Genomic DNA, 19998 nt, shown 5'->3' on the forward strand with positions numbered 1-19998 from the left:
GTGACCACCCCTCCGCCGTCCGCGGTCGACCCCGCCACGCCGCCGGTCCCCGGCGCCGGGAACCCGAGCGACCCCGCCGAGGCTGCCGCCACGGGCGCCGCCGGCACCACCGAGGCGGACCTGCCCACCTGGCGCCGCGACGCGACGATCTTCCTCTCGGGCCAGACCGTGTCGCTGTTCGGCTCGATGCTCGTGCAGTACGCGATCATGTGGCACCTCACGCTCGAGACGAGGTCGGGCGCCGTCATGGCCCTGGCCTCGGTGTTCGGCTTCCTGCCCCAGGCGGTCGTGTCCGTCTTCGCCGGCGTCTGGGCGGACCGCATGGACCGACGTCGGCTCATCATCGGCGCCGACGCGGCCATCGCGGTGACCACCCTGGGCCTCGCTCTGCTCATGCTCAGCGGCATCGACGACCTGTGGCTGATCTACCTCGCGCTCGCCATCCGCTCGGTCGGCGCCGGTGTGCAGATGCCCGCCGTCGCCTCCCTGCTGCCGCAGATCGTGCCGACCACCAGGCTCATGCGGGTCAACGGCATCAACGGCTCCATCCAGTCGGCGATGATGCTCCTCGCGCCGGCCGTGGCCGCCGCCGTGTACGCGAGCTTCTCCATCGTGGCGGTGTTCCTCGTCGACGTCGTCACGGCCGTGGTCGGCATCGGGCTCCTGCTCGCACTGTCCGTGCCGCCGCTCGCGCGCGCCACCGCCACGGCCGAGCGCCCCGGCTACCTCGACGACCTCGTCGACGGCGTCCGCTACGTCCTCACCCACACGTTCGTCCGCTGGCTGCTGGCGCTCTACGCCGTCGTCTTCCTCCTCGTCGTGGCCCCGTCGTACCTCACGCCCCTGATGATGGTCCGCACCTTCGGCGAGGAGGTCTGGAGGCTCACCGCCCTGGAGCTGGCGTTCAGCGTCGGGATGATGCTGGGCGGCGCGGCCATCGCGGCCTGGGGCGGTCTGCAGAACCGGGTAGTCATGGTGCTCGGGTCCACCTTCGTCTTCGGTGCGCTCGCCGTCGGCATGGGCCTCTCGACCCACCTGTGGGTCTTCATCGGCCTCATGTTCCTCGTCGGGCTCGCCGTGCCGGCCTTCTCCACCCCGTCCATGACCGTGCTCCAGGAGACGATCGAGCCGGAGCGTCAGGGCCGGGTGTTCGGGTTCGTCGGCATCGTCATGGCCGTGTCCATGCCGCTGGGCATGGCGGTGTTCGGCCCGCTGGCCGACCGGTTCACGGTCCAGTCCCTGCTCGTCGTCTCCGGCGCCCTGATGTTCCTCGTCGCGACCGTCGCCGTGGTGGTGCCGTCCGGGCGGCGGGCCGTCACCGCGGGCGCGACGCCCGCGTCCTGATCTCGCACCACCCGGCTCCCGGTCACCCGCTCAGCTGGTGCGGGTGCGGGTACGACTCCTGGGCACCGCGGCGGCCCACGGCGAACGCCGCCACCCCGGTCGCGGCGACCACGGCGTCGCCCAGGTCGGCGCCCCGCGCGAGCTCGAGGGCCAGGGCCCCGACGAACGCGTCGCCCGCGCCGGTGGTGTCGACGACGTCGACCGGCCGAGCCCGGGTGTGCTCCGTGCGGCCACCGGCGACCGCATGGGCGGCCCCGGCCCCACCGAGCGTGACCACCACGGAGCGCGGGCCCAGCGCGAGCAGTGCGGTGACGGTCGCGGCGGGGCCGGACCCGGCGGGGATCGTGCCGGCGGGGCCGGACCCGGCGGGCACCATCCCGTGGTGCGCCTCGCCGAGGAGGACGGCGGCCTCGGACTCGTTGACCACGAGCGGGTCGGCGACCGCGAGGACCTCCGGCGGGAGCGTGGCCGCCGGGGCGGCGTTGACCACGACCCGCGCCGACCGCGCCTCGCGCGCGACCTGCTCGACCGTGTCCAGGGGGATCTCCAGCTGGACGACCACGACGTCGGCGGATGCCAGCGCGGCGCGGGAGCCGGTCAGGAGCGCGGGGGTGACGTGCCGGTTGGCGCCGGGCGAGGCGATGATCGCGTTCTCCCCGTCGGGGGTGAGCAGGATGACGGCGTTCCCGGTCGGCGCACCCACGGTGCGCAGGTGGCCGACGTCGACGCCGGCCGCCTCGAGCGACCGGCGGAGCATGGCGCCGTGGTCGTCGTCGCCGACGCAGCCGACGAACGTGACGTCCCCGCCGAGCCGGCCGGCCGCGACGGCCTGGTTGGCACCCTTCCCACCCGGGGTGACACGGACGTCGGAGCCGAACACCGTCTCACCGGCGGACGGCCGGTGGTCGACGTCGAGGACGAGGTCGGCGTTGGCCGAGCCGACGACGACGATGCGACCGCTGCTGCCCATACGGCGATTGTCCCCGACGGCCGCCCCACGGCTCCCCGTCGTCCGTCCACCGCGCCGAGATGCGGCTCGTCCGGCGTCGGACCACCCTGGTGACGAAGCGAACCGACACGGGCGCCGTCGTCGCCCGTCGCAGGCACGGGAGGCCAGCGATGCCGAAGACCAACAAGGACGGCTCAGCGAAGCAGAGCGAGCTGCCCTCGACGCTGAAGAAGTCCGAGGCGAAGGCGCAGCGCACCTTCGCCAAGGCGCACGACTCCGCCGCGGAGACGTACGGCGAGGGCGAGCGGGCCAACCGGACCGCCTACTCCGCGCTGAAGCACTCCTACGAGAAGGTCGGCGACCACTGGGAGGCGAAGGACGAGAAGGGCCCCTCGGACAAGAAGGCCGCAGGCAGCCGTGGTTCCGCCGGGAGCACGAAGGGCGGTGTCGACGCCAACGCCTCGAAGGAGCACCTCTACGACCTCGCGAAGCGGCTGGACATCTCCGGCCGGTCGAGGATGAGCAAGGACGAGCTCGTCGACGCCATCCAGCGGGCCAACGCGAAGCAACCGCTGACGGCACCCGTCGTCAGCAACCGCTGACGGCACCCGTCGTCAGCAACCGCTGACGGCACCCGTCGTCCGGAGAAGAACCGGGGGCGAGTGACCTCCCGCCCGATACCCTGGTCAGCATGGGCCGGGGAGGTCCACACTTGCGCCGACAACGTCGAGCGAGGAGGACCCATGACCACCCGGCTCAACCCCTACATCAGCTTCAAGGACAACGCCCGCGAGGCGCTGGAGTTCTACCGCGACGTCTTCGGCGGCGAGCTGACCATGAGCACCTTCGCCGAGTTCCAGGCGAGCGAGGACCCCGCCGAGGCCGACAAGATCATGCACGGCCAGCTCGAGGCCGGCGCCCTGACGCTCATGGCGTCGGACACGCCCGACGCCATGGGGTACGACGACGGCTCCCGCATCTCCATGTCTCTCAGCGGCGAGGACGAGGCCGAGCTGCGCGGCTACTGGGACAGGCTCGTCGACGGCGGGACCGCCACCATGCCGCTGGACAAGGCACCGTGGGGTGACTACTTCGGCATGTGCCAGGACCGGTTCGGCGTCACCTGGATGGTCAACATCGCCGGCGACGGCGGCACCCAGCCGTCGTAGTCGGGCTCGCCCGCGCGCTCAGCCGCGCCACCACCGCCGGTCGCGCCAGGCCGCCGTCGACCACAGCGTCCAGGCCACGAGGACGGGCTGACCGAGGAGCCGGACGGCCCGGGCCGTGTCCGTGTCCAGCCCGAAGGCGTCGGTCCGGGTGAGGTACTGCGAGACGTTGCCTGGGAAGATCGCGACGAAGAACGCGGCGACCACCCAGCCCACGACCACGCGGTGACGCGGCAGGGCGACGAGGGCGCCCCCGAGCGCCAGCTCCACCACGCCCGACACCACGACGACGGTGTCGCCGTCCACCGGCAGCCACGGCGGCACCTGGGCGAGGAACTCCTCCCGGGCCACCGTGAGATGACCTGTGCCGGCGAGCAGGAGCACGGCACCGAGCAGGAGGCGCGCCGCGGTCCGGCCGCGGGAGACGGTCGGCCGGGTCTCGCGCAGGTGCTCCATGGACGGACGCTAGCAGGGGCTTGACAGCGGACTGAGGCCGGCGCATTGTTGTAAACAACTGATCGGTTGAACAACAAGGACGTTGATCACGTGGCTGACGACGACGAGCTCCTCGACCGGGCCTTCGCGGCCCTGGCCGATCCCGCCCGCCGTCGCATCGTCGCCCGGCTCAGCCGGGGGCCGGCCACGGTCAACGAGCTGGCCGAACCCTTCGCGATCACCAAGCAGGCGGTCTCGAAGCACATCCAGGTCCTCGAGTCCGCCGGGCTCGTCACGCGCACGCGCGACGCCCAGCGCCGGCCCGTCCACCTCAACCCCGCACGGCTGGAGGAACTGACCTCCTGGATCGACCGCTACCGGCTGGTCAAGGAGGCGCAGTACCGCTCGCTCGACGCCGTGCTCCGCACCACCAACCAGCAGGAGTGAGCGAGATGAGCAACGCCCTTCACCTCTCCGTCCCGGAGGGGCTGCCCTTCATCGACTACGAGCGCGAGTTCGACCACCCGGTGGCCGAGGTGTTCCGGGCCCACGCCGACCCCGACCTCTTCGCGCGGTGGATCGGCCCTCGGGGGCTGAGCACGCGGGTCGAGCGCTACGAGTGCCGGTCGGGTGGCACGTTCCGGTTCATCCAGCACGGCGACGACGGCGTCGAGTACGCCTTCCGCGGGGTCTTCCACACCGTGCGGCCCGCCGAGCTCGTCCTCCAGACCTTCGAGTACGAGGGCTACCCGGACGTCGTCACCCTGGAGTCCATGAGGTTCGAGGACCTGCCCGGCGGTCGCTGCCGGCTGACCGGTCGGTCCGTCTACCCGAGCCTCGAGGCGCGGGAGCGGTACCTTGCCGACGGCATGGAGGGTGGGATCACCGAGGGGTACGAGCGGCTCGACGAGCTCCTGGCCGAGCAGGTCCCCGCCACCTGACGCCTTCCTTCGACGTCGCCCACGGCGCACACTTGTCCCATCCCACGGGGAAGGAGCGCGGCCATGTTCGACGGCGAGCACATCCCGTCCGGGTTCGAGCCAGGGGGCGAGCGGGGCTCGATGCGACCGCGGACGAGCCCGGCGGCGGGGTGGAGCCTCCGACGATGGGCCGTGACGGTGCTCGTCGTCGCGGCCGTCGTCGCGGCCGTCGTCGCGGCGCTGGTCGTCCTCGGGTAGCGCTTCCTGCGCGCCGACACCCTCACCGAGGTCGGATGACCACGTCCTCCTCGCCGGTGACGTCCTCGACCTCGTGGCTCGCGCGGTCCATGAGCTGGTCGGCGAGGTGGCGCAGGGCCCGTGCCACGGCGACCTCGTCACCGATGCGCGAGACACGTGGGTCGGCGGGGCTGCGACGGCTCTCCCCGCTCGCGCTGATGCCCGGCAGCGCGTCGCTGATGAGGGCCACGGTGGCCGTCGTGTCGTCGCCCTGCTCGAAGACGGACACCCGCACCTGCCACTCGTGCACGGGCCGGAGCTCCCCGACCTCCGCCGCCGCGGACTCCGCCTCGGTGTGCGTGGTGCGCAGCTCGGCGCTGGGTCCGGGGAAGATCAGGCCCTCGTGCCCGTCGCTCCATCGCACCAGGTAGGGCGGCTCGCCGTCCCCGCCGCGCACCTCGACGATCTCGCCGTCGCGCACCGGTTCCCCGACGTGCTCGGCAGCGAGAACGATGTGGTCTCCACGCTGAGCCCTCATGACCACTCCTCCGGTCGTCTCCCGTTCTTGCTCGTGACTCCAACTGTGGCGCGCTTGGCCCGGTCAGGGAAGGGGCGGGCGTCCCAGGTCGACGACGGCTTGTCTGCCCCGCCTCCGATCACGGAAGCGCAGCATGCGTCGGCGCCTGCGGCCGGAGCGGGCTCCTCGCCCCGAGTCCGGCGGCCGGGACCTCCGCTGCTGCCGGCGACGACGTCGCGCTAAGCGGACACCGACCGTCACCTGCGGGGGCCCGGCACCGAGCGCTGCCGGGCCACCTCCGTCCGTGCGTGGCCACCGGCCCCGCTGCGCGGGCGCGACCCCCTCCCCTCCGGTGCGCCGCGCTCCTGACCTGGCGCTCTGCCCGGTTCGAGGTCGATGATGCTCCTATTGGTTGTCAAGCTGCTTGGAGCCATTGGCGGTAGGCGCGGGCGAGGTCGTCGTCGCGGCGGGTGCCGCGTTCGATGGTGGAGATGTGCATGGGCCAGACGCCGAAGTGGGCGGCGGCCTGGGTCAGGGTGATGTTCTTGGCCTGTCGGGCGGGGCGCAAGTCCGCGGTCGCGGGGGCCGTGACGACTCGGGTGAGGTACTTGAACATCTCCCGGGCGAGGGCACGTTTGAGGGTGCGGAGGATCTCTTTGCTCGAGCGGCCTCTGGCGCGTTGTCGCTGAACGTAGGCGCGGGTGGTGGGGTCGCTGGACATGCGGACCAGGGCGACGCGGTGCAGGGCGTTGTTCGCGGCGCGGTCCCCTCCCCGGGAGAGCCGGTAGCGGCGGGTCTTGCCCGAGGAAGCGGGCACCGGTGCGGTGCCGCACAGTGCGGCGAAGGAGGCCTCGTTGCTGAGCCGGTCGGGGTTCGCGCCGGCGGTGATGAGCAGCTGGGCAGCGGTGTCTGGGCCGACGCCGTGGGCGGCGAGCAGACCGGGGTTCATGGACTCCGCGACGGTACGGATGTCGCGCTCGAGGTCAGCGGCCTGACTAGTGAGGAACTCGTGTCGTGCGGCGAGGTCCTTCAACGCGCGCATGATGGCCGCGCCGACTGGGTCGTAGCGGGTGGTGCGGCTTCGGGACAGTGCGGTGACCAGCTTGGTGTTGGTCATGGAACGGTACTTCTGCCGGATCGAGTCCGGTGCGGTGACCAGGACTTGGTGGATCTGGTGGATCGTCGCCGTGCGTGCCTTGACCGCGGAGCGGCGGGCCAGGTGCAGGGCGCGCAGGCCGAGGATCTTCTCGTCCTTGGGTGGCGAGGTCGCCCGGCCGGAGAGCACCGCACGGGCGGCGTGATAGGCATCGATGGGGTCGGACTTGCCCTGGCGGCGGCGGACGGTCTTGTCGGGGCGCAGCACCTCTCGGACCTCGAGCCCGCCGGCGGCACATGCCCGGGCGATCCCGGCCCCGTAGGAGCTGGTGCCCTCGATGCCGACCCGCTCGATCGCGCCGTGGCTGTTCAGGAAGTCGTACGCCGCCCGGTAGCCCGCCGGAGTGGTCGCGAACTCGGCGTCGGCGATCTCCCGCCCCAGCACGCTCACGACAGCCACATGGATGGTCTCGGCGTGGGTGTCGATGCCTCCGATGACCTCCTCGGCCCCGTCGTCACGGTCGTCATCTCCTGGTGCCGCTGTCATGCTGGAACCGCCCTTTCGCTGGAGTCGATGGGGTCGACGCCGGTCGGGACGCTCAGACAGGACACTGGTGAGGAACTGCCAAGCTCTTATCAGGTCATGACCGGCCCGGCCGGTGCCATGCCCGAGGGGCCGGACAGATCAACTGGAAGGCAACCCAGCAGGGCGCCAGTCAGTAGGCGGGTCACGACCCCTCGGAACACGCTTCCTATCATCAGTGTCAGTGGTCGCACCTACGTTCGACGCATGAGTTCGAGACGCGGTCGCAAGATCGACCTCGCGGCGGCGAGGGCCCGGGGCTGGGACAGCCTGGTCGAGGCCTACCTCGCCGAGATCCGCGACGCCGCGCACGCCCACACTGGAACGGCGGGTGCGACGCCGACGCCCGTCCCCGCTGCCGGCCCGAGGCGGCTCAGGCTCGTGGACGCGGTCTACGCCGAGCCCGTCGAGCTGGCCGTCGCGTTCCTAAAGCCCGACAGCGACGCCGACGCAGGGCTCGACACCGGCGCCGAGCCCGACACCACCGTCGACACCGGGAACCGGACCGGCACCGACCCCGAGGCCGAGGACGAGGCCGAGGACGAGGCCGAGGCCGAGGACACGGGGATGCCAACCGCGGAGGAGATCACCGCCGCCGCCGCGGTGCTGGCGCGGGCCGCGGGTCTGTACGGCGCCCCGCTCGCGACCGCCCTGGACCAGGTCCCGGCGCAGGGTCAGGACCCCTCCGTCCTCATCGAGCTCGTCGCCCACTGGAACCGCGTGATCTCCTGGTCCACCGCCCGCCGGGGGGAGGCGGCCGCCGCCCTTGCCGACGCCGCCGCCGAGCACGCCCGCCACACTCCTGGCCCCACCGTCGACCCCGTCACCGTTGCCGCCACCGAGATCTCGATGCGCCTGACCACCACCAAGCAGGCCGCCACCCGCATGATCACCACTGCCACGATGCTCACCGGCCCCCTGACCGCCACCGGCGCCAGCCTCGAGCACGGCGCGATCGACCCGGTCAAGGCCCAGATCATCGCCGACGCCCTCCACCACATCCCCCACCAGATCGCCTGGGACATCGAGGACGCAGTCCTGCCCGGCGCCCAGGGCCGGACCCCCGCCCAGCTGCGCCGAGACCTGACCCACGCCCTCATCGCCGCCGACCACCACCACGCCGAGGACCGCCACCGCCGCGCCCGCACCACCCGTCGCGTCTGCCACCCCAAAGCGCTCCCGGACGGCATGGCCTCCCTCTACGCAGTCCTGCCCGCCGAGGACGCCATCGCCATCGACCTCACCCTCGACAACGCCGCCCGTCACGCCAAGGCCACCGGCGACACCCGTACCCTCGACCAGCTCCGCGCCGACACCCTCGCCACCATCGCCGTCAACGCGCTGACCACCGGCGAGATCCACTTCACCGTCCCGGCACCTGACCAGGTGGCCGGGACGGCACACACGCCGACGATCGCGTCCGGTCCCGCGCCCGGGCAGGCAGCCCACGACTCACCCACACCGCCGTCCCGAGCGCCGTCACCGGGCTCAGCGCCCGGCCCGGTGCCGCTGACGGCCATCCGGCTCGGCACCACCCCGGTCACGATCCTCGTCACCATTCCCCTGACCACCCTCCTCGGTGGCGGCGAGCCAGCCGTCCTGGACGGCTACGGCCCCATCGACCCCGTCACCGCCCGCGCCCTCGCCCTCGGGGGAACCTGGCGACGCCTGGTCACCGACCCCCTCACCGGCGCCGTCCTGGACCACGGCCGCACCCGTTACCGACCCCCAAAGGACCTCGCGGACCTCGTCCGCGCCCGCGACCGCACCTGCATCCGCCCCGCCTGCAACACCCCCGCCACCCGCTGCGAGCTCGACCACTCCCTCGCCTGGTCCCAGGGCGGCACGACCGCCCTGACCAACCTCGGCTCCGCCTGCGACGGCGACCACGACCTCAAGACCTGCGGCCACTTCGCCGTCCGACAGATCACCAACGGCGTCTTCGAGTGGACCTCCGCCCTGACCGGCCACACCTACCGCCGCGAGCAAGACGGCAGCGTCACCTACCTCAACCCCCACCTCCCCCGACAGCCGCGCACCGACCCTCAGCACGACCCCACCAGACCGACCTCCACACCGCCCTACTAGCGGTCGCCGGTGCGCGACGTCGCAGTCACCGAACAAGGGGCCTCTCTCTCGTTCCTGATCCGAGCTCGTTGTGCGCCGGGACCCCGATCACAGGGACTCGGCGCACCCCGGGCAGCCGGGCGACGAGATGACCGAGCGCGAACACCGTCGGGCCCCCGCGACCGCGACCAGGACGAACTTCGCCGCCGGCGACCAGGGCAGCGGTCGGGCCGATGGGGAGATCGCGACGAGGACGAGGGGGTGGACGAGGTAGGCGACCCACGCCGCGTGCGTGTCGGCCGGCTCCACGGGCAGCTCGTTCACGGTCATGGCGCCACCGCCGCCTCGTCGAGGCTCAGGCGACGAGTCCCGCAAGCTCGGCACCCCACGCACGGGCTCTGTCGAGCTCACCCGCCCGCAGCGGGCCCTTGCCGCCGTCCAGGACGAAGCCCTCCCGCGCGATGACGTCACGTCCGTGCCGGCGCAGCGCCCGCGCGATCGGACGAGCAGCGCCACCGGCGAGCGGGTTGCCTAGGTGCGTGTCGAAGGTGGCGGCCTTGCCGCCGGTGGTTCCCAGATGGGCGAGCCACTCCCTGACCCCCTGCGAGGTCGCCTCGTCCGCGTCGTCGCGACCTCCGCCGTGCGCGTCGTCACCGACGCCGGCGTCCGCGCCTCCAGCACCACCCCCCTCGTGCGCGCCGGCGGGCGGCGCGTCCTCGGCCGCCTTCCCCCGGGACCAGGCCGTGCTCATCCCGCGGACGTGGGTCGGGCCACCGACGACGAGCAGGTCCGGCGCCCGCTCGGCGAGCCCGTCGGCGATGTCCCGCACCGTCACGGTCGCACCCGCCCCACGGGCGCCGTCGGCGATCGCCTCGGCGACCTCACGGGTCGTCCCGTACACCGTCTCGTAGACCACCGTCATCTCCATGACGGGCCACCTCCTTGCCTCTCTCCGGACCGGCCGGTCGACCGGTCCGCCAACCGGTCGATCAGTCCTGCACCCGTCCGAGCACGGGCACGAGGACTCCGCTGACCGCTCCGAGCACGGCACCGGCGAGTGCACCGGTGCACGCTCCGAGCGCGACGTCGGCGAGGTCGGACCATGCGGCGGGCGCCGCCGTCGCACCCGCGAAGATGACCACCATCGCCGGTGTCCACGCCACCGCGCTCACCCCGACCCAGCGCCACGGGCGGGCGACCGTGCCGCGCAGCGCGCCCGCCTGTGCCGCGCCGAGCACGCCGCCCATGAGGAGGCCGAGCCCGGCCGCGACGACGAGGCCCCAGGCGAGCGCCGTGCGGCGAGGCGCCAGCGCGGTGGCTGCGCGAGCAGCACCGGCCGCGGCGGTCATGCCGACCGCCTCCGCCCCGGCGCACAGGAGCACCCAGCGACTCAGCCGGGTCGGTGCCCGGACGGCCGGCCGGGCCGGCGGTTCCGCAGTCGTGCGGACCATCGCCACCTCCAGGGCGCCGGTTCACCCACGCCCCGACCTCCATGGTGCGCACGGCACGGGACGCGGTCCCAGGGTCGGAGGTCCCCGGGCCGCCGCGAGCGAGGACGCCGGGCCGGCACGCACGACGGCGCCGGCCGGACCGCGTGGTCCGGCCGGCGCCGTCGCTCGTCGGGTGTGCCCCACCGTCAGTCCTCCACGGCGTCCTTGAGCTCGTCCTTCGTCATGGTCGAGCGTCCGGGGACGTCCTGCTCCTTGGCCTTGTCGTAGAGCTCGTCCTTGGTGGGCTCGTCCGACCCGCCCGTCGAGCCGGACCCGCCGGCCGGGACGCCGGCGCCGGTCTCGCGGACGAAGCGGGCGCCCATCTCCTCGCGCTCGGCGGCGCTGAACTCCTTCTCGAGGACCGGCAGGAGGTCCTGCTCCTCCTCCTCGACGTGGTGCTCCAGCTCACCGACCATCGCGGCCAGCTTGCCGTCCCAGCCCGCCTCGTCCGGGTCGCCCGCGACGAGCTCGGCCAGCATGCCCTCGATGTGCTTGTGCTCCTCGACGCTGTCGTGGACCTGGTCGGCTTCCTCGCCCTGCCGTTCCCGGATCGCCGGGTACACGAACGACTCCTCGGCCTCGGAGTGCGGCATGAGGAGGTCGCTCACCTGCTGCAGCGCGGCAGCGGCCTCGGCGCCACCCTCCTGCGCCTTGGCGAGCAGCCTCTCGACCTGACGGTGCTGTCCCTTGATGACCTCGACGATGTCCGGCATGGGGCGTCCTTTCCGTAGGTGGGGAGCCTCATCCTGCCGCCCTCGCGACGGACGGCAACCGGAGCGGGGACGTCCGGGCCGGGCGGGGCGGGGCGGGGCCGGGGCCCAGGCCGGGGCCGGGCGGCCGGGGGCCCAGGCCGGGGCCGGCGGCAGGCCCGGGGCCGGGTACCCGGCCGCGTGGCGCCGGCGGGCTACCGTGGCTGCGTGAGCATCGAGGTGCGGCCGGCCACGCTCGAACGGTTCGGGGACGTGGCGACCATGCTCGGGCCGAGGAACCCCACGTCCACCGTGTGCTGGTGCCTGAGCCACCGGGTCGACTCCAGGACCAACCGCGAGCTGGTCGGCCGCGCCCGTGGAGCGTACGTGCGCGAGCTCTGCGGTCGCGCGGTCGCACCCGGGGTCCTGGCCTACGACGCCGGCGAGGTCGTCGGCTGGGCGGCCGTGGCGCCGCGGGCGGAGCTGCCGTTCGCCCGCTCCCGGAAGATCCCGCACGTCGACGACCTTCCCGTGTGGTCCCTGTGGTGCATCCGGGTCCAGCCCGGCCAGCGGGGCCGAGGGATCGCGCACGCGCTGGTCGACGGCGCGGTGGCGTACGCACGGGCCGAGGGCGCCCCCGCGATCGAGGGCTACCCGGTGGACAACGGGGGCCGCAGGGTCGACCTGACCATGGCGTACGTCGGCACGAGGAGCCTCTTCGAGAAGGCGGGCTTCGTCAAGGCCGCCGACACCGGCGCCGTCTCCGGCGGCTTCCCCCGTGTGCTCACGCGGCTCAGCCTCGGCGGCGGCTCGGCCGGGAGCTCGCCGCACGACTGACCGGCTCCCCCGCCTCGCCGTTCGTCGTCGGGCCTCGCCGGGCAAGACCTTCCGCGCACGCCCGCGGAGGGGAACGATGGTCCTCGGAGGAGATGCCCATGAGCGGCCAGCCGGCCATCGTCGCGACGGACCTGTCCTTCTCCTACGGCGACCACCGCGCGGTGGACGGGGTGACCTTCGCGGTCGCACCGGGCGAGATCCTCGGCTTCCTCGGCCCCAACGGCGCGGGCAAGTCCACCACGATCAAGATGCTCACCGGGCAGCTCGCGCCGGGCGGTGGCACGGTCGAGGTCCTCGGTCTGCCGATGCCGGCGCGCCGCACCGAGATCCAGTCGCGCATCGGGGTCTGCTTCGAGGAGAAGAACCTCTACCCGGCCATGAGCGCGGCGGAGAACCTGCGCTTCTTCGCGCGGCTCTTCGGCATCCGCGGCTTCGACCCGGCCCCGCTGCTGGAGCGGGTCGGGCTCGCCGAGCGCGCGAAGGACCGGGTGTCCGACTTCTCCAAGGGCATGCGCCAGCGCCTGATGATGGCCCGCGCCCTGGTCAACACCCCGGACGTCCTCTTCCTCGACGAGCCCACCGACGGACTTGACCCGGTCTCGGCACGGACCATCCGTGCCCTCGTCGTGGAGGAGACACGGCGCGGCGCCGCCGTCCTGCTCACCACCCACGACATGGTCGAGGCCGACGAGCTCTCCGACCGGGTGGCCTTCATCAACGCCGGGCGTGTCCTCGTCCTGGACACCCCCGAGCGCCTCAAGCTCGCGCACGGCGAGCGCTCGGTCCGGGTGCGCAGCCTCGGCTCCGACGGCGCGGTGGCCGAGCACCTGGTCCTCCTCGACGCCGCGGACACCGCCGAGCGCATCGGCGCCGCCGTGCGCGCCGGGGAGGTGCTCACCGTCCACACCGAGGAGGCCACGCTCGAGGACATCTTCGTCCTCTACGCCGGCCGGGGGCTGGCGTCGTGAACGCCGCCATCGTCACGGCCATCCTGCGCAAGGACCTCGCCGCCTTCCGCCGGGACCGGTTCTACGTCCTCATCACCGCCGCCTCGGTGGTGCTCTACCCGCTGGTGTTCTGGCTGCTGCCGGCCACGGTGGACGAGACGATCAGGCTGGGCGTCGCACCGGGTGAGGTCCGTGACCTCCTCGGCGGGGACGCGGCCGCGCAGGGCGGCCTCGACGTCGTCGCGTTCGACGACGTCGCCACCCTCGAGGGCGCGGTCGACGCGGGCGACGTCGTGGCCGGCCTGGCTTTCCCCGCCGACTTCGTCGAGGCGACCGCGGCCGGCGAGCGCACCTCCGTGACCCTCCTCCTCGGCGCCGCGACCCCGCCGGAGCTGAGCGGGACGATGCGCGCCTTCGTCGGGGAGATCGCCTACGCCGTCGCCGGGCAGGCCCCGCCGGTCGACCCCCGCACGGAGATCGTGGTCCTCGGCGAGGACCGGGCCGGGGACCAGGTGACGCTGCGCGAGCAGCTGCGCCCGCTGCTGGCGTTCCTCGTGCTGCTCACCGAGACCCTTGCCCTCGCGGCGCTCGTCGCCGCGGAGGTGCAGCAGCGCACCGTCACCGCGGTGCTCGTGACGCCCGCGACCACCACCGACTTCCTCGCCGCCAAGGGGATCCTCGGCACGGCCATGGCCTTCGTCGAGGCGGTCCTCATCACCGCACTCATCGGCGGCCTCGCCACCGGCGCCCCCATCCTGCTCCTCGCCCTGCTCCTGGGCGCCATGCTCGTCACCGGGTTCGGGATGATCGCCGGCGCCTACGGCCGGGACTTCATGACCGTGCTCTTCCTGTCGGTGATGTTCATGGTGCCGCTCATGATCCCCGGCTTCGCCGCCCTCTTCCCCGGCAGCGCGTCGGGCTGGGTGCAGGCGCTGCCGTCCTTCCCCCTCGTGGACACGATCGTGCGCGTCACGACCCAGGGCGCCGGGTGGTCCGACGTCGCCGGGTCGCTGCTCCTGCTGGCGGGGTGGTGCGTGGCCTCGTTCGCCGTCGGCGCGCTCGTCCTGGGCCGGAAGGTGGCGCGGCTGTGAACGCCTCGGTCACCGCCGGCACCGAGCGGGCAGGTGCCGCGACCGCCGCGCGGACGGGTGCCGGCTTCAGCCTCGGCCGTGCGCTGCGCGTGACGGAGAAGGACCTCCGGCTGGGGCCGCGGTCGCCGATCTTCCTGTGGGCGATCCTCCTGCCGGTCGTGCTCACGTTCGTGCTCACCGCCGTCTTCGGCACCCTCTTCGCCGCACCGCCGCGCCTGGGGATCGTCGACGCCGGCGGCTCGGCCGTCACCTCGGCCCTGCGCGACGCCGAGGGCCTGGTCGTGGTCGAGGTCGACGACGAGACCGAGCTGCGTGCGGCCGTCGAGGCGCACGACGTCGACGCCGGCCTGGTGCTGGGCGCCGGGTTCGACGAGACGCTCGCCGCCGGCGGTCAGCCGGAGCTGGAGTTCTTCGTCTCCGGCTCGTCCCTGACGTCGGACCGGGTGATCCTCGGGGTGACCACCGTGTCGGTGCTGCGCGAGCAGGGCGGGCAGAGCCCACCGGTCGACGTCGTCGTCACCCAGGTGGGCGACGCGGACGTCGTCCCGGTCGAGGACCGGCTGCTGCCGCTCATCGTGTTCTACGCCGTCGTCATCGCCGGCATGTTCCTGCCGGCGGCCTCGCTCGTGGACGAGCGGGAGAAGCGCACGCTCGACGCCGTGCTCGTCACCCCCACCCGGATGTCGGAGGTCCTGCTGGGCAAGGGGGTCCTCGGGGGCTCGCTGGCGATGGCGATGGGGGTGATCACGCTCTGGCTCAACGGCGCACTCACCGGACGGGGGCCGGGGGTCGTGGTCTTCCTCCTCCTCGGCGCCGTCATGGTCGCCGAGATCGGGCTCGTCCTGGGCTGCTGGGCGCGCGACAGCAACACCCTCTTCAGCGCCATCAAGGGCGGCGGGCTGCTCATCGCCCTGCCGGCGTTCTTCTTCCTCTTCCCCGCCCTGCCGCAGTGGGTCGCTCGCCTCGTGCCGACGTACTACTTCCTCGGTCCGATCTACGAGATGGCGAACGCCGGGACGACCCTGGGCGACCACCTGGGCGACCTCGCGATCGGCGTGGCGGTGTGCGTGCTCCTCGCGCCCGCCGTCGTCGCGATGGGCCGGCGGACCGAGCGGCGCGCCGCCATCACGCTGTGACGCGCGCTCAGGTGCTGGGCCCACCAGCCGGCTCTGTTGACGTCCTCGAGCTCGATCTGGACCCATCACCTCGGGTCAACTCTCCTCCTGTCCCGTGGCCGGACCGAGAGTCCTACGTCTTGACGTCGCGGCCCCAGTGCTCCGGGCGGCCCAGGTGCGGCGCGACCCTCGTCGCCCCGTCGCCCTGCGCGGCGGCGAGCTGCGGGCCGGTGAGGAACAGCGCCTCCCGCAGGTCGGCCCCGGCGAGCCGGGCACCGCGCAGGTCCGCACCGAGGACGTCCGCGGCCCGCAGGTCCGCCCCGCGCAGGTCCGCCGCCACGAGCAGCGCGCCCCGCAGGTCCGCACCGCGCAGGTCCGTCCCGGCGAGCCGGGCGCCCACGAGGTCCGCCCGGCGGAGGTCCCGCCCCGCCGGCACGTCCCGTGCGCGACGTGCCCGTCCCTCGTCCATGTGCGCCTCCCGCAGGTAGGCCCGACGCACGTGCGCGCTCACCCGCTCCAGCAGCTCACCGACGGCGCCGCGGCGGGCGGCGACGTCGAGCGCGAGGATCGTCCCCGGGGCACCCCGGGTGAGCGCGTCGACGGCGCCGAACGCGCGGTCGGCCTCGTCGGCGAGGGCCGGCGGGACGGCCAGCCGTCGCGCCTCGTCGAGGTGTCGCAGCATCTCGTGGAGCTGGCGCACCACGGCGAAGACGGCGAACATCTCCTCGGCGTCGCCGCGGTGGTCGCGCCAGTCCCGCCCGCCGTAGGTCAGCCGGGCGACCTTCTGCCCGGCGCCGAAGCAGTCGTACACGGTGCAGCCGGGGAAGCCCTCCTCGCGCAGCCGGGCGTGGATGCCGCAGCCGAGGTCCGCGCGCAGGTTCGGGCAGGGCACGCCGGGCGCCTTGTCGATCGCGAAGTCCGCGGAGGCGACCAGCGGCAGGGCCACGCAGCACAGCGCGACGCACCGCGAGCAGTCCGCGGTCAGCTCGGTGGGGACGCCCCCCGCCACGAGCTCCCCCGGGGTGCCGGTCACGGTCGCCACCTCCTCAGCCAGGCTCCGCGAGCGCCCATCGTAGGCACCGGCTGACGTCCGGGCGGGCGTGACCTCCCACGCACGCGCGGCCGCCGCGGGGCTCACCGCGTGTTGGCGTCGAGGAACCCCACGACCGTCGTGGTCCAGCCGTCCGGGTCGGCGCCCAGGCCGCCCATGTGGTCGGCGCCGTCCACCGTCCACACCGTGACCACCCCGTGGTCCGCCAGGTCGGCAGCCGCCAGGGCCTCCTCCTCGACCGTGCCGGCGACGACGAGCAGCACCGGCCGCGGGGCCGTCTCGGCGACGGCGTCGCGCAGCGGGGGCGGCGGGTCGGCCGGGCTGAGCAGGTCGGCGGCCGCCGTGCGCACCACCTCCAGCGCCTCCTGCAGCGAGCCCCGCCACCCGTAGCCCTCCGAGAGCCAGCCGAGGTCGGCCGCCGAGCGCCCCGTCACTCCCTCGGCGACGACGGCACGGATCCGCTCGTCACCGGCGGCCGCACCGATGACCTCCTCGCCGCCCATCGACAGCCCCACCGCGGCGATCCGCGCCGGGTCGACGTCGTCGCGCCCGGTCAGGTAGGTCACCGCGGCGCCGACGTCGGCGTCCCCGAACCAGCCCCACCGCATCCCGCGGCCGGAGCTCTCACCGTGCCCGCGCGCGTCGACGGCGAGCACGCCGTAGCCCGCCCCCGCCAGCACCTCGGCGTGGTCCACGACCGCCGCCCGGGACGAGCCGGACCCGTGCATGAGCACGACGGCAGCCCCCGTTCCCGACGGGACGTACCACGCGGCGAGCCGGACACCGTCGGCGGTGCGGAAGAAGACCTCCTCCGCACCCGCCGGGGGCGCGGCGGTCTCGGCGGCGCTGCGGGGCGGCACGGAGGCGATGACGGGGGTCGTAAGCAGGTAGACGCCGAGCAGGGACGCGGCGGCGGCGACGAGCGCCACCGGTACCCGCCACCACCCCCGGCTCACGCGCACCAGCGCGAGGGTGCCGGCGACGACCAGCACGACGCCTACGACGGCGACCGACAGCGCGAGGACGGCACCGACGATCCCCACCCCCAGGCGGGGCAGGCCGATCCCCAGGCCGACGGCCGCGAGGACCGTCCCGAGGACGACGGCGAGCACCCCGAGCGCGGCCTGCCAGCGCCGCCGCCGCCACGAACGCGGCCGACGCCAGCGCTGCCGGGCCCCGGACGTCCCGGGCGCCAGCGTGCCGGCCGCGCGCCCACCCTCCGTCATCGGCATCGCCGCCTCCTCGTGGGCCGGTTCCCGGACCCCTCAAGCGTGGGGGCACCGGCCCGATCCCTCAAGGGACGAACGGCATGCGGTAGACCTGCCCCATGGACATCGACGACGTGCGCCGCCGGCTGGACGAGTTCGCCGCGGAACGCGACTGGGCGCAGTTCCACACCCCGCGCAACCTCGTGCTCGCGCTCGTCGGCGAGGTCGGCGAGCTGGCGGAGCTCGTGCAGTGGCGCACCGACGAGGAGGTGCTGGCGTACGCCCGGACCGACGAGGGGAAGGTGGCCCTCGCCGACGAGCTCGCCGACGTGTTCTCCTACCTCGTCGGGGTGGCCGAGGCCGTGGGGATCGACCTCGACGAGGCCGTCCACGCCAAGATCTCGAAGAACGCGCAGAAGTACCCGCCCGATCTCTCACGCGGTTCGAACGCGAAGTACACCGAGCTCGGCGGGGCCGGCTGAGCGGCGGGCGGAGGCGACCGAGCGGCGGGCGGAGGCGGCTGAGCGGCTCAGCCGACCCGCACCTCGGGCCCGACCCAGATGTCCGCGCCACGCGGGGCGCGGGCCCGCCCGGTCCGCCGGACGGGCACCCGGGCAGGCCCGGGCGTGGGTGCCGGCGGTCTGCCCTGCTGGCCGTCGTACCGGGCGCGGCGCCCGGGGTCGCGCAGGACCTCGTAGGCCGCCATGACCCGCCCCAGCGCCCGGTCGTGCGCCGCGTCGCCCGCCGGGCCGGCGGCCGCGCGGCTGTCCGGGTGGTGCTCACGCACGAGCGTGCGGTAGGCACGGCTGATCGCGTCCGCGCCGGCGGCCGGGCCGACCCCCAGCACGCCGTAGAGGTCCGTGTCGTCGGGGTGGCGGTCGTCGGGGTCGCGGTTGCCGAGGTCGGTGTCGTCGGGGTCCGGGTTCACTGGTGGCCTTCCTGGGCGTACGGAAAGCGTCGCGCGGCACGGTTCCCCGTGCCGCGCGACGTGGCCGTCCGTGCGCCGCGGAGGTGCCCGCTGGTGCGCCCAGCCGTCGGTGCCGGGTCCGTGGGGGCGCAGGGAGAGGGCGGGTACCGCCGCGGCGCGCCATCGCCGGGCGGCCACGTGCTGCCCGGCGGCTCCGCGGCCGGCGGGGAGGCGCTCCCGGGGCGGGTGAGGGCCGTCCCAGGCCTCCGCGACGATCTCGTCGAACTCGGCGCGCAGCAGGAGCTCGTCCTCGATCACCAGCTCGAGGAACTCCTCGTTCCGCACGGTCGCGCCGCCGGGCACGACGGGCGACGTCGCTCGCTGCACGGTCATCGTCGATCCACCTGCCGGGTCCGTCCGAGGTTGTCCACCTCCGGTCACCGATCTGTGGTGACCGCCACACATTTCTTATAGCACCACTACGATGTGTTTTCAAGAGCCGACGAGGGAGCAGGCATGCCGCGCAGAGGGTCCCGTACGGCCGGGGACACCACCACACGTCCCGGGCCCGTAGCCGACCGCGCGGCCGACCCCGCCCGTGGCGTGTACGGGATCTCGGTGGCGGCCGAGCTCGTCGGGGCGGACCCCCAGAGCCTGCGCCTGTACGAGCGCCGGGGCCTCCTGGAGCCGGCCCGCACCCCGGGCGGCACCCGTCGCTACAGCGCGGACGACGTCGCCCGGCTCGCCCGCATCGGTGCCCTCCTCGACGACGGTCTCAACCTCGCCGGCGTCTCCGCCGTCCTGGACCTCGAGGCCGACAACGCGCGGCTGAGGGCACGGCTGGACGCCCACGAGGCTGCCGAGGGATCGCCGGAGAGCGGGCAGCCCGGGCGCTGAGTCAGGTCTGCGGCTCGAGGACGAACAGCGGGATCTCGCGCTCGGTGCGCTCCTGGTACGCGGCGTAGTCCGGGAAGGCGGCCACGGCACGCTCCCACCACGCGGCGCGCTCGGCCCCGGTGAGCAGCCGGGCCCGCACGTCGACGACCTCGGGGCCGTCCTGCAGGCGCACCGCGGGGTCGGCGAGCAGGTTGTGGTACCAGGCCGGGTGGGCCGGGGCGCCGCCCTGGGAGGCGACGGCGAGGTAGGCGCCCTCGTGCTCGACCCGCATGACCGGGACCTTGCGGACCTTGCCGCTGCGCGCGCCCCGCATCGTCATGACGACGACCGGCAGGTGCCCGCGCAGGGTGGTCCCGCGCGTCCCGCCCGAGGCCTCGTACTCCTCGACCTGCTCACGCACCCACCGCTGAGGGCTGGGGCCGTACTCCATGTGTGCTCCCCTCGTCGGGGAGC

The 19998-nt window shown here is 73.9% G+C and carries 25 protein-coding genes; 13 read left to right on the forward strand and 12 right to left on the reverse strand.

Going from position 1 to position 19998, the window contains the following annotated elements; translation table 11 throughout:
• Complete coding sequence (locus EDD32_RS18335; protein ID WP_170175149.1) at positions 1-1344, forward strand: MFS transporter; 1344 nt, start codon at positions 1-3, stop codon at positions 1342-1344.
• 22 nt (positions 1345-1366) lie between these two features.
• Here the strand turns inward: EDD32_RS18335 and EDD32_RS18340 are convergent, their stop codons facing one another.
• Positions 1367-2314, reverse strand: coding sequence for a ribokinase (locus EDD32_RS18340; RefSeq protein WP_123919858.1), 948 nt, complete (start codon positions 2312-2314; stop codon positions 1367-1369).
• A gap of 149 nt (positions 2315-2463) precedes the next feature.
• Between EDD32_RS18340 and EDD32_RS18345 the strand changes: the two genes are divergently transcribed.
• Both EDD32_RS18345 and EDD32_RS18350 read left to right on the forward strand, forming a co-directional pair.
• A complete protein-coding gene (locus EDD32_RS18345; protein WP_123919860.1) occupies positions 2464-2895 on the forward strand; it encodes a ChaB family protein in 432 nt (143 codons plus the stop codon).
• A 141-nt stretch (positions 2896-3036) separates the two neighbouring features.
• Positions 3037-3462 (forward strand): VOC family protein, encoded by a 426-nt coding sequence (locus EDD32_RS18350; protein WP_123919862.1) that lies wholly within the window; start codon positions 3037-3039, stop codon positions 3460-3462.
• A gap of 18 nt (positions 3463-3480) precedes the next feature.
• Here EDD32_RS18350 and EDD32_RS18355 read toward each other — a convergent pair whose 3' ends face one another.
• Entirely contained in the window at positions 3481-3915 is a 435-nt protein-coding gene (locus EDD32_RS18355; RefSeq protein WP_123919864.1) for a DoxX family protein, read from the reverse strand.
• A gap of 90 nt (positions 3916-4005) precedes the next feature.
• Here EDD32_RS18355 and EDD32_RS18360 point away from each other — a divergent pair, with 90 nt between their 5' ends.
• The 3 genes from EDD32_RS18360 (at position 4006) to EDD32_RS18990 (ending at position 5072) form a co-directional block, all read left to right on the forward strand.
• A complete protein-coding gene (locus tag EDD32_RS18360) occupies positions 4006-4341 on the forward strand; it encodes an ArsR/SmtB family transcription factor (protein WP_123919866.1) in 336 nt (111 codons plus the stop codon).
• A gap of 5 nt (positions 4342-4346) precedes the next feature.
• Entirely contained in the window at positions 4347-4835 is a 489-nt protein-coding gene (locus EDD32_RS18365) for an SRPBCC family protein (RefSeq protein WP_123919868.1), read from the forward strand.
• Positions 4836-4898: 63 nt separating this feature from the next.
• The gene (locus EDD32_RS18990) at positions 4899-5072 is read left to right on the forward strand and encodes a hypothetical protein (RefSeq protein ID WP_170175357.1); all 174 of its coding nucleotides are present in this window, start codon (positions 4899-4901) and stop codon (positions 5070-5072) included.
• 22 nt (positions 5073-5094) lie between these two features.
• Here EDD32_RS18990 and EDD32_RS19945 read toward each other — a convergent pair whose 3' ends face one another.
• Positions 5095-5589: a DUF1918 domain-containing protein gene (locus tag EDD32_RS19945; protein WP_123919870.1), complete on the reverse strand. Its 495-nt coding sequence runs from the start codon at positions 5587-5589 to the stop codon at positions 5095-5097.
• Between the two features lie 394 nt (positions 5590-5983).
• On the reverse strand, positions 5984-7210 hold the full coding sequence (locus EDD32_RS18375) for an IS110 family RNA-guided transposase (RefSeq protein WP_123919872.1): 1227 nt from the start codon (positions 7208-7210) through the stop codon (positions 5984-5986).
• Positions 7211-7453: 243 nt separating this feature from the next.
• On the opposite strand from EDD32_RS18375, the gene EDD32_RS18380 reads away from it, so the two are divergent.
• Positions 7454-9334 carry an HNH endonuclease signature motif containing protein gene (locus tag EDD32_RS18380; protein ID WP_123919874.1) on the forward strand — a complete coding sequence of 627 codons (1881 nt, stop codon included), beginning with the start codon at positions 7454-7456 and terminating at the stop codon, positions 9332-9334.
• An 87-nt stretch (positions 9335-9421) separates the two neighbouring features.
• On the opposite strand, the gene EDD32_RS18385 is transcribed toward EDD32_RS18380, so the two are convergent.
• From EDD32_RS18385 to EDD32_RS18400, 4 genes are all read right to left on the reverse strand, one after another.
• Positions 9422-9643: a hypothetical protein gene (locus tag EDD32_RS18385; protein ID WP_123919876.1), complete on the reverse strand. Its 222-nt coding sequence runs from the start codon at positions 9641-9643 to the stop codon at positions 9422-9424.
• 25 nt (positions 9644-9668) lie between these two features.
• On the reverse strand, positions 9669-10241 hold the full coding sequence (locus tag EDD32_RS18390; RefSeq protein WP_123919878.1) for a flavodoxin family protein: 573 nt from the start codon (positions 10239-10241) through the stop codon (positions 9669-9671).
• 61 nt (positions 10242-10302) lie between these two features.
• A complete protein-coding gene (locus EDD32_RS18395) occupies positions 10303-10764 on the reverse strand; it encodes a hypothetical protein (RefSeq protein ID WP_123919880.1) in 462 nt (153 codons plus the stop codon).
• 185 nt (positions 10765-10949) lie between these two features.
• Positions 10950-11516 carry a hemerythrin domain-containing protein gene (locus EDD32_RS18400; RefSeq protein WP_123919882.1) on the reverse strand — a complete coding sequence of 189 codons (567 nt, stop codon included), beginning with the start codon at positions 11514-11516 and terminating at the stop codon, positions 10950-10952.
• 204 nt (positions 11517-11720) lie between these two features.
• On the opposite strand from EDD32_RS18400, the gene EDD32_RS18405 reads away from it, so the two are divergent.
• The 4 genes from EDD32_RS18405 to EDD32_RS18420 all read left to right on the forward strand — a co-directional run bounded on the left by EDD32_RS18405 (position 11721) and on the right by EDD32_RS18420 (position 15503).
• Positions 11721-12329, forward strand: a complete 609-nt coding sequence (locus EDD32_RS18405; RefSeq protein ID WP_123919884.1) for a GNAT family N-acetyltransferase — start codon at positions 11721-11723, stop codon at positions 12327-12329.
• Between the two features lie 98 nt (positions 12330-12427).
• On the forward strand, positions 12428-13297 hold the full coding sequence (locus EDD32_RS18410; RefSeq protein ID WP_123919886.1) for an ABC transporter ATP-binding protein: 870 nt from the start codon (positions 12428-12430) through the stop codon (positions 13295-13297).
• Positions 13294-14367, forward strand: coding sequence for an ABC transporter permease (locus EDD32_RS18415; RefSeq protein WP_123919888.1), 1074 nt, complete (start codon positions 13294-13296; stop codon positions 14365-14367). The genes EDD32_RS18410 and EDD32_RS18415 overlap by 4 nt, the downstream gene beginning before the upstream one ends.
• Positions 14364-15503, forward strand: a complete 1140-nt coding sequence (locus EDD32_RS18420) for an ABC transporter permease (protein WP_170175358.1) — start codon at positions 14364-14366, stop codon at positions 15501-15503. Before EDD32_RS18415 ends, EDD32_RS18420 begins: the two co-directional genes overlap by 4 nt.
• Positions 15504-15615: 112 nt before the next feature.
• Here the strand turns inward: EDD32_RS18420 and EDD32_RS18425 are convergent, their stop codons facing one another.
• Together EDD32_RS18425 and EDD32_RS18430 are read right to left on the reverse strand one after the other, a co-directional pair.
• Positions 15616-16515, reverse strand: a complete 900-nt coding sequence (locus EDD32_RS18425; RefSeq protein WP_246006220.1) for a pentapeptide repeat-containing protein — start codon at positions 16513-16515, stop codon at positions 15616-15618.
• Positions 16516-16616: 101 nt separating this feature from the next.
• Positions 16617-17765 (reverse strand): alpha/beta hydrolase, encoded by a 1149-nt coding sequence (locus EDD32_RS18430; RefSeq protein ID WP_123919892.1) that lies wholly within the window; start codon positions 17763-17765, stop codon positions 16617-16619.
• 95 nt (positions 17766-17860) lie between these two features.
• On the opposite strand from EDD32_RS18430, the gene EDD32_RS18435 reads away from it, so the two are divergent.
• On the forward strand, positions 17861-18223 hold the full coding sequence (locus EDD32_RS18435; RefSeq protein WP_123919894.1) for a nucleotide pyrophosphohydrolase: 363 nt from the start codon (positions 17861-17863) through the stop codon (positions 18221-18223).
• A gap of 47 nt (positions 18224-18270) precedes the next feature.
• Here EDD32_RS18435 and EDD32_RS18440 read toward each other — a convergent pair whose 3' ends face one another.
• Complete coding sequence (locus tag EDD32_RS18440; protein ID WP_123919896.1) at positions 18271-19041, reverse strand: J domain-containing protein; 771 nt, start codon at positions 19039-19041, stop codon at positions 18271-18273.
• A gap of 123 nt (positions 19042-19164) precedes the next feature.
• Between EDD32_RS18440 and EDD32_RS18445 the strand changes: the two genes are divergently transcribed.
• On the forward strand, positions 19165-19545 hold the full coding sequence (locus tag EDD32_RS18445) for a MerR family transcriptional regulator (RefSeq protein ID WP_123919898.1): 381 nt from the start codon (positions 19165-19167) through the stop codon (positions 19543-19545).
• 1 nt (position 19546) lies between these two features.
• Here EDD32_RS18445 and EDD32_RS18450 read toward each other — a convergent pair whose 3' ends face one another.
• The gene (locus EDD32_RS18450) at positions 19547-19975 is read right to left on the reverse strand and encodes a nitroreductase family deazaflavin-dependent oxidoreductase (RefSeq protein ID WP_123919900.1); all 429 of its coding nucleotides are present in this window, start codon (positions 19973-19975) and stop codon (positions 19547-19549) included.
• Positions 19976-19998 lie beyond the last annotated feature (23 nt).

It is taken from the genome of Georgenia muralis (assembly GCF_003814705.1).
In the GTDB taxonomy this organism is placed as follows: Bacteria; Actinomycetota; Actinomycetes; order Actinomycetales; family Actinomycetaceae; genus Georgenia; species Georgenia muralis.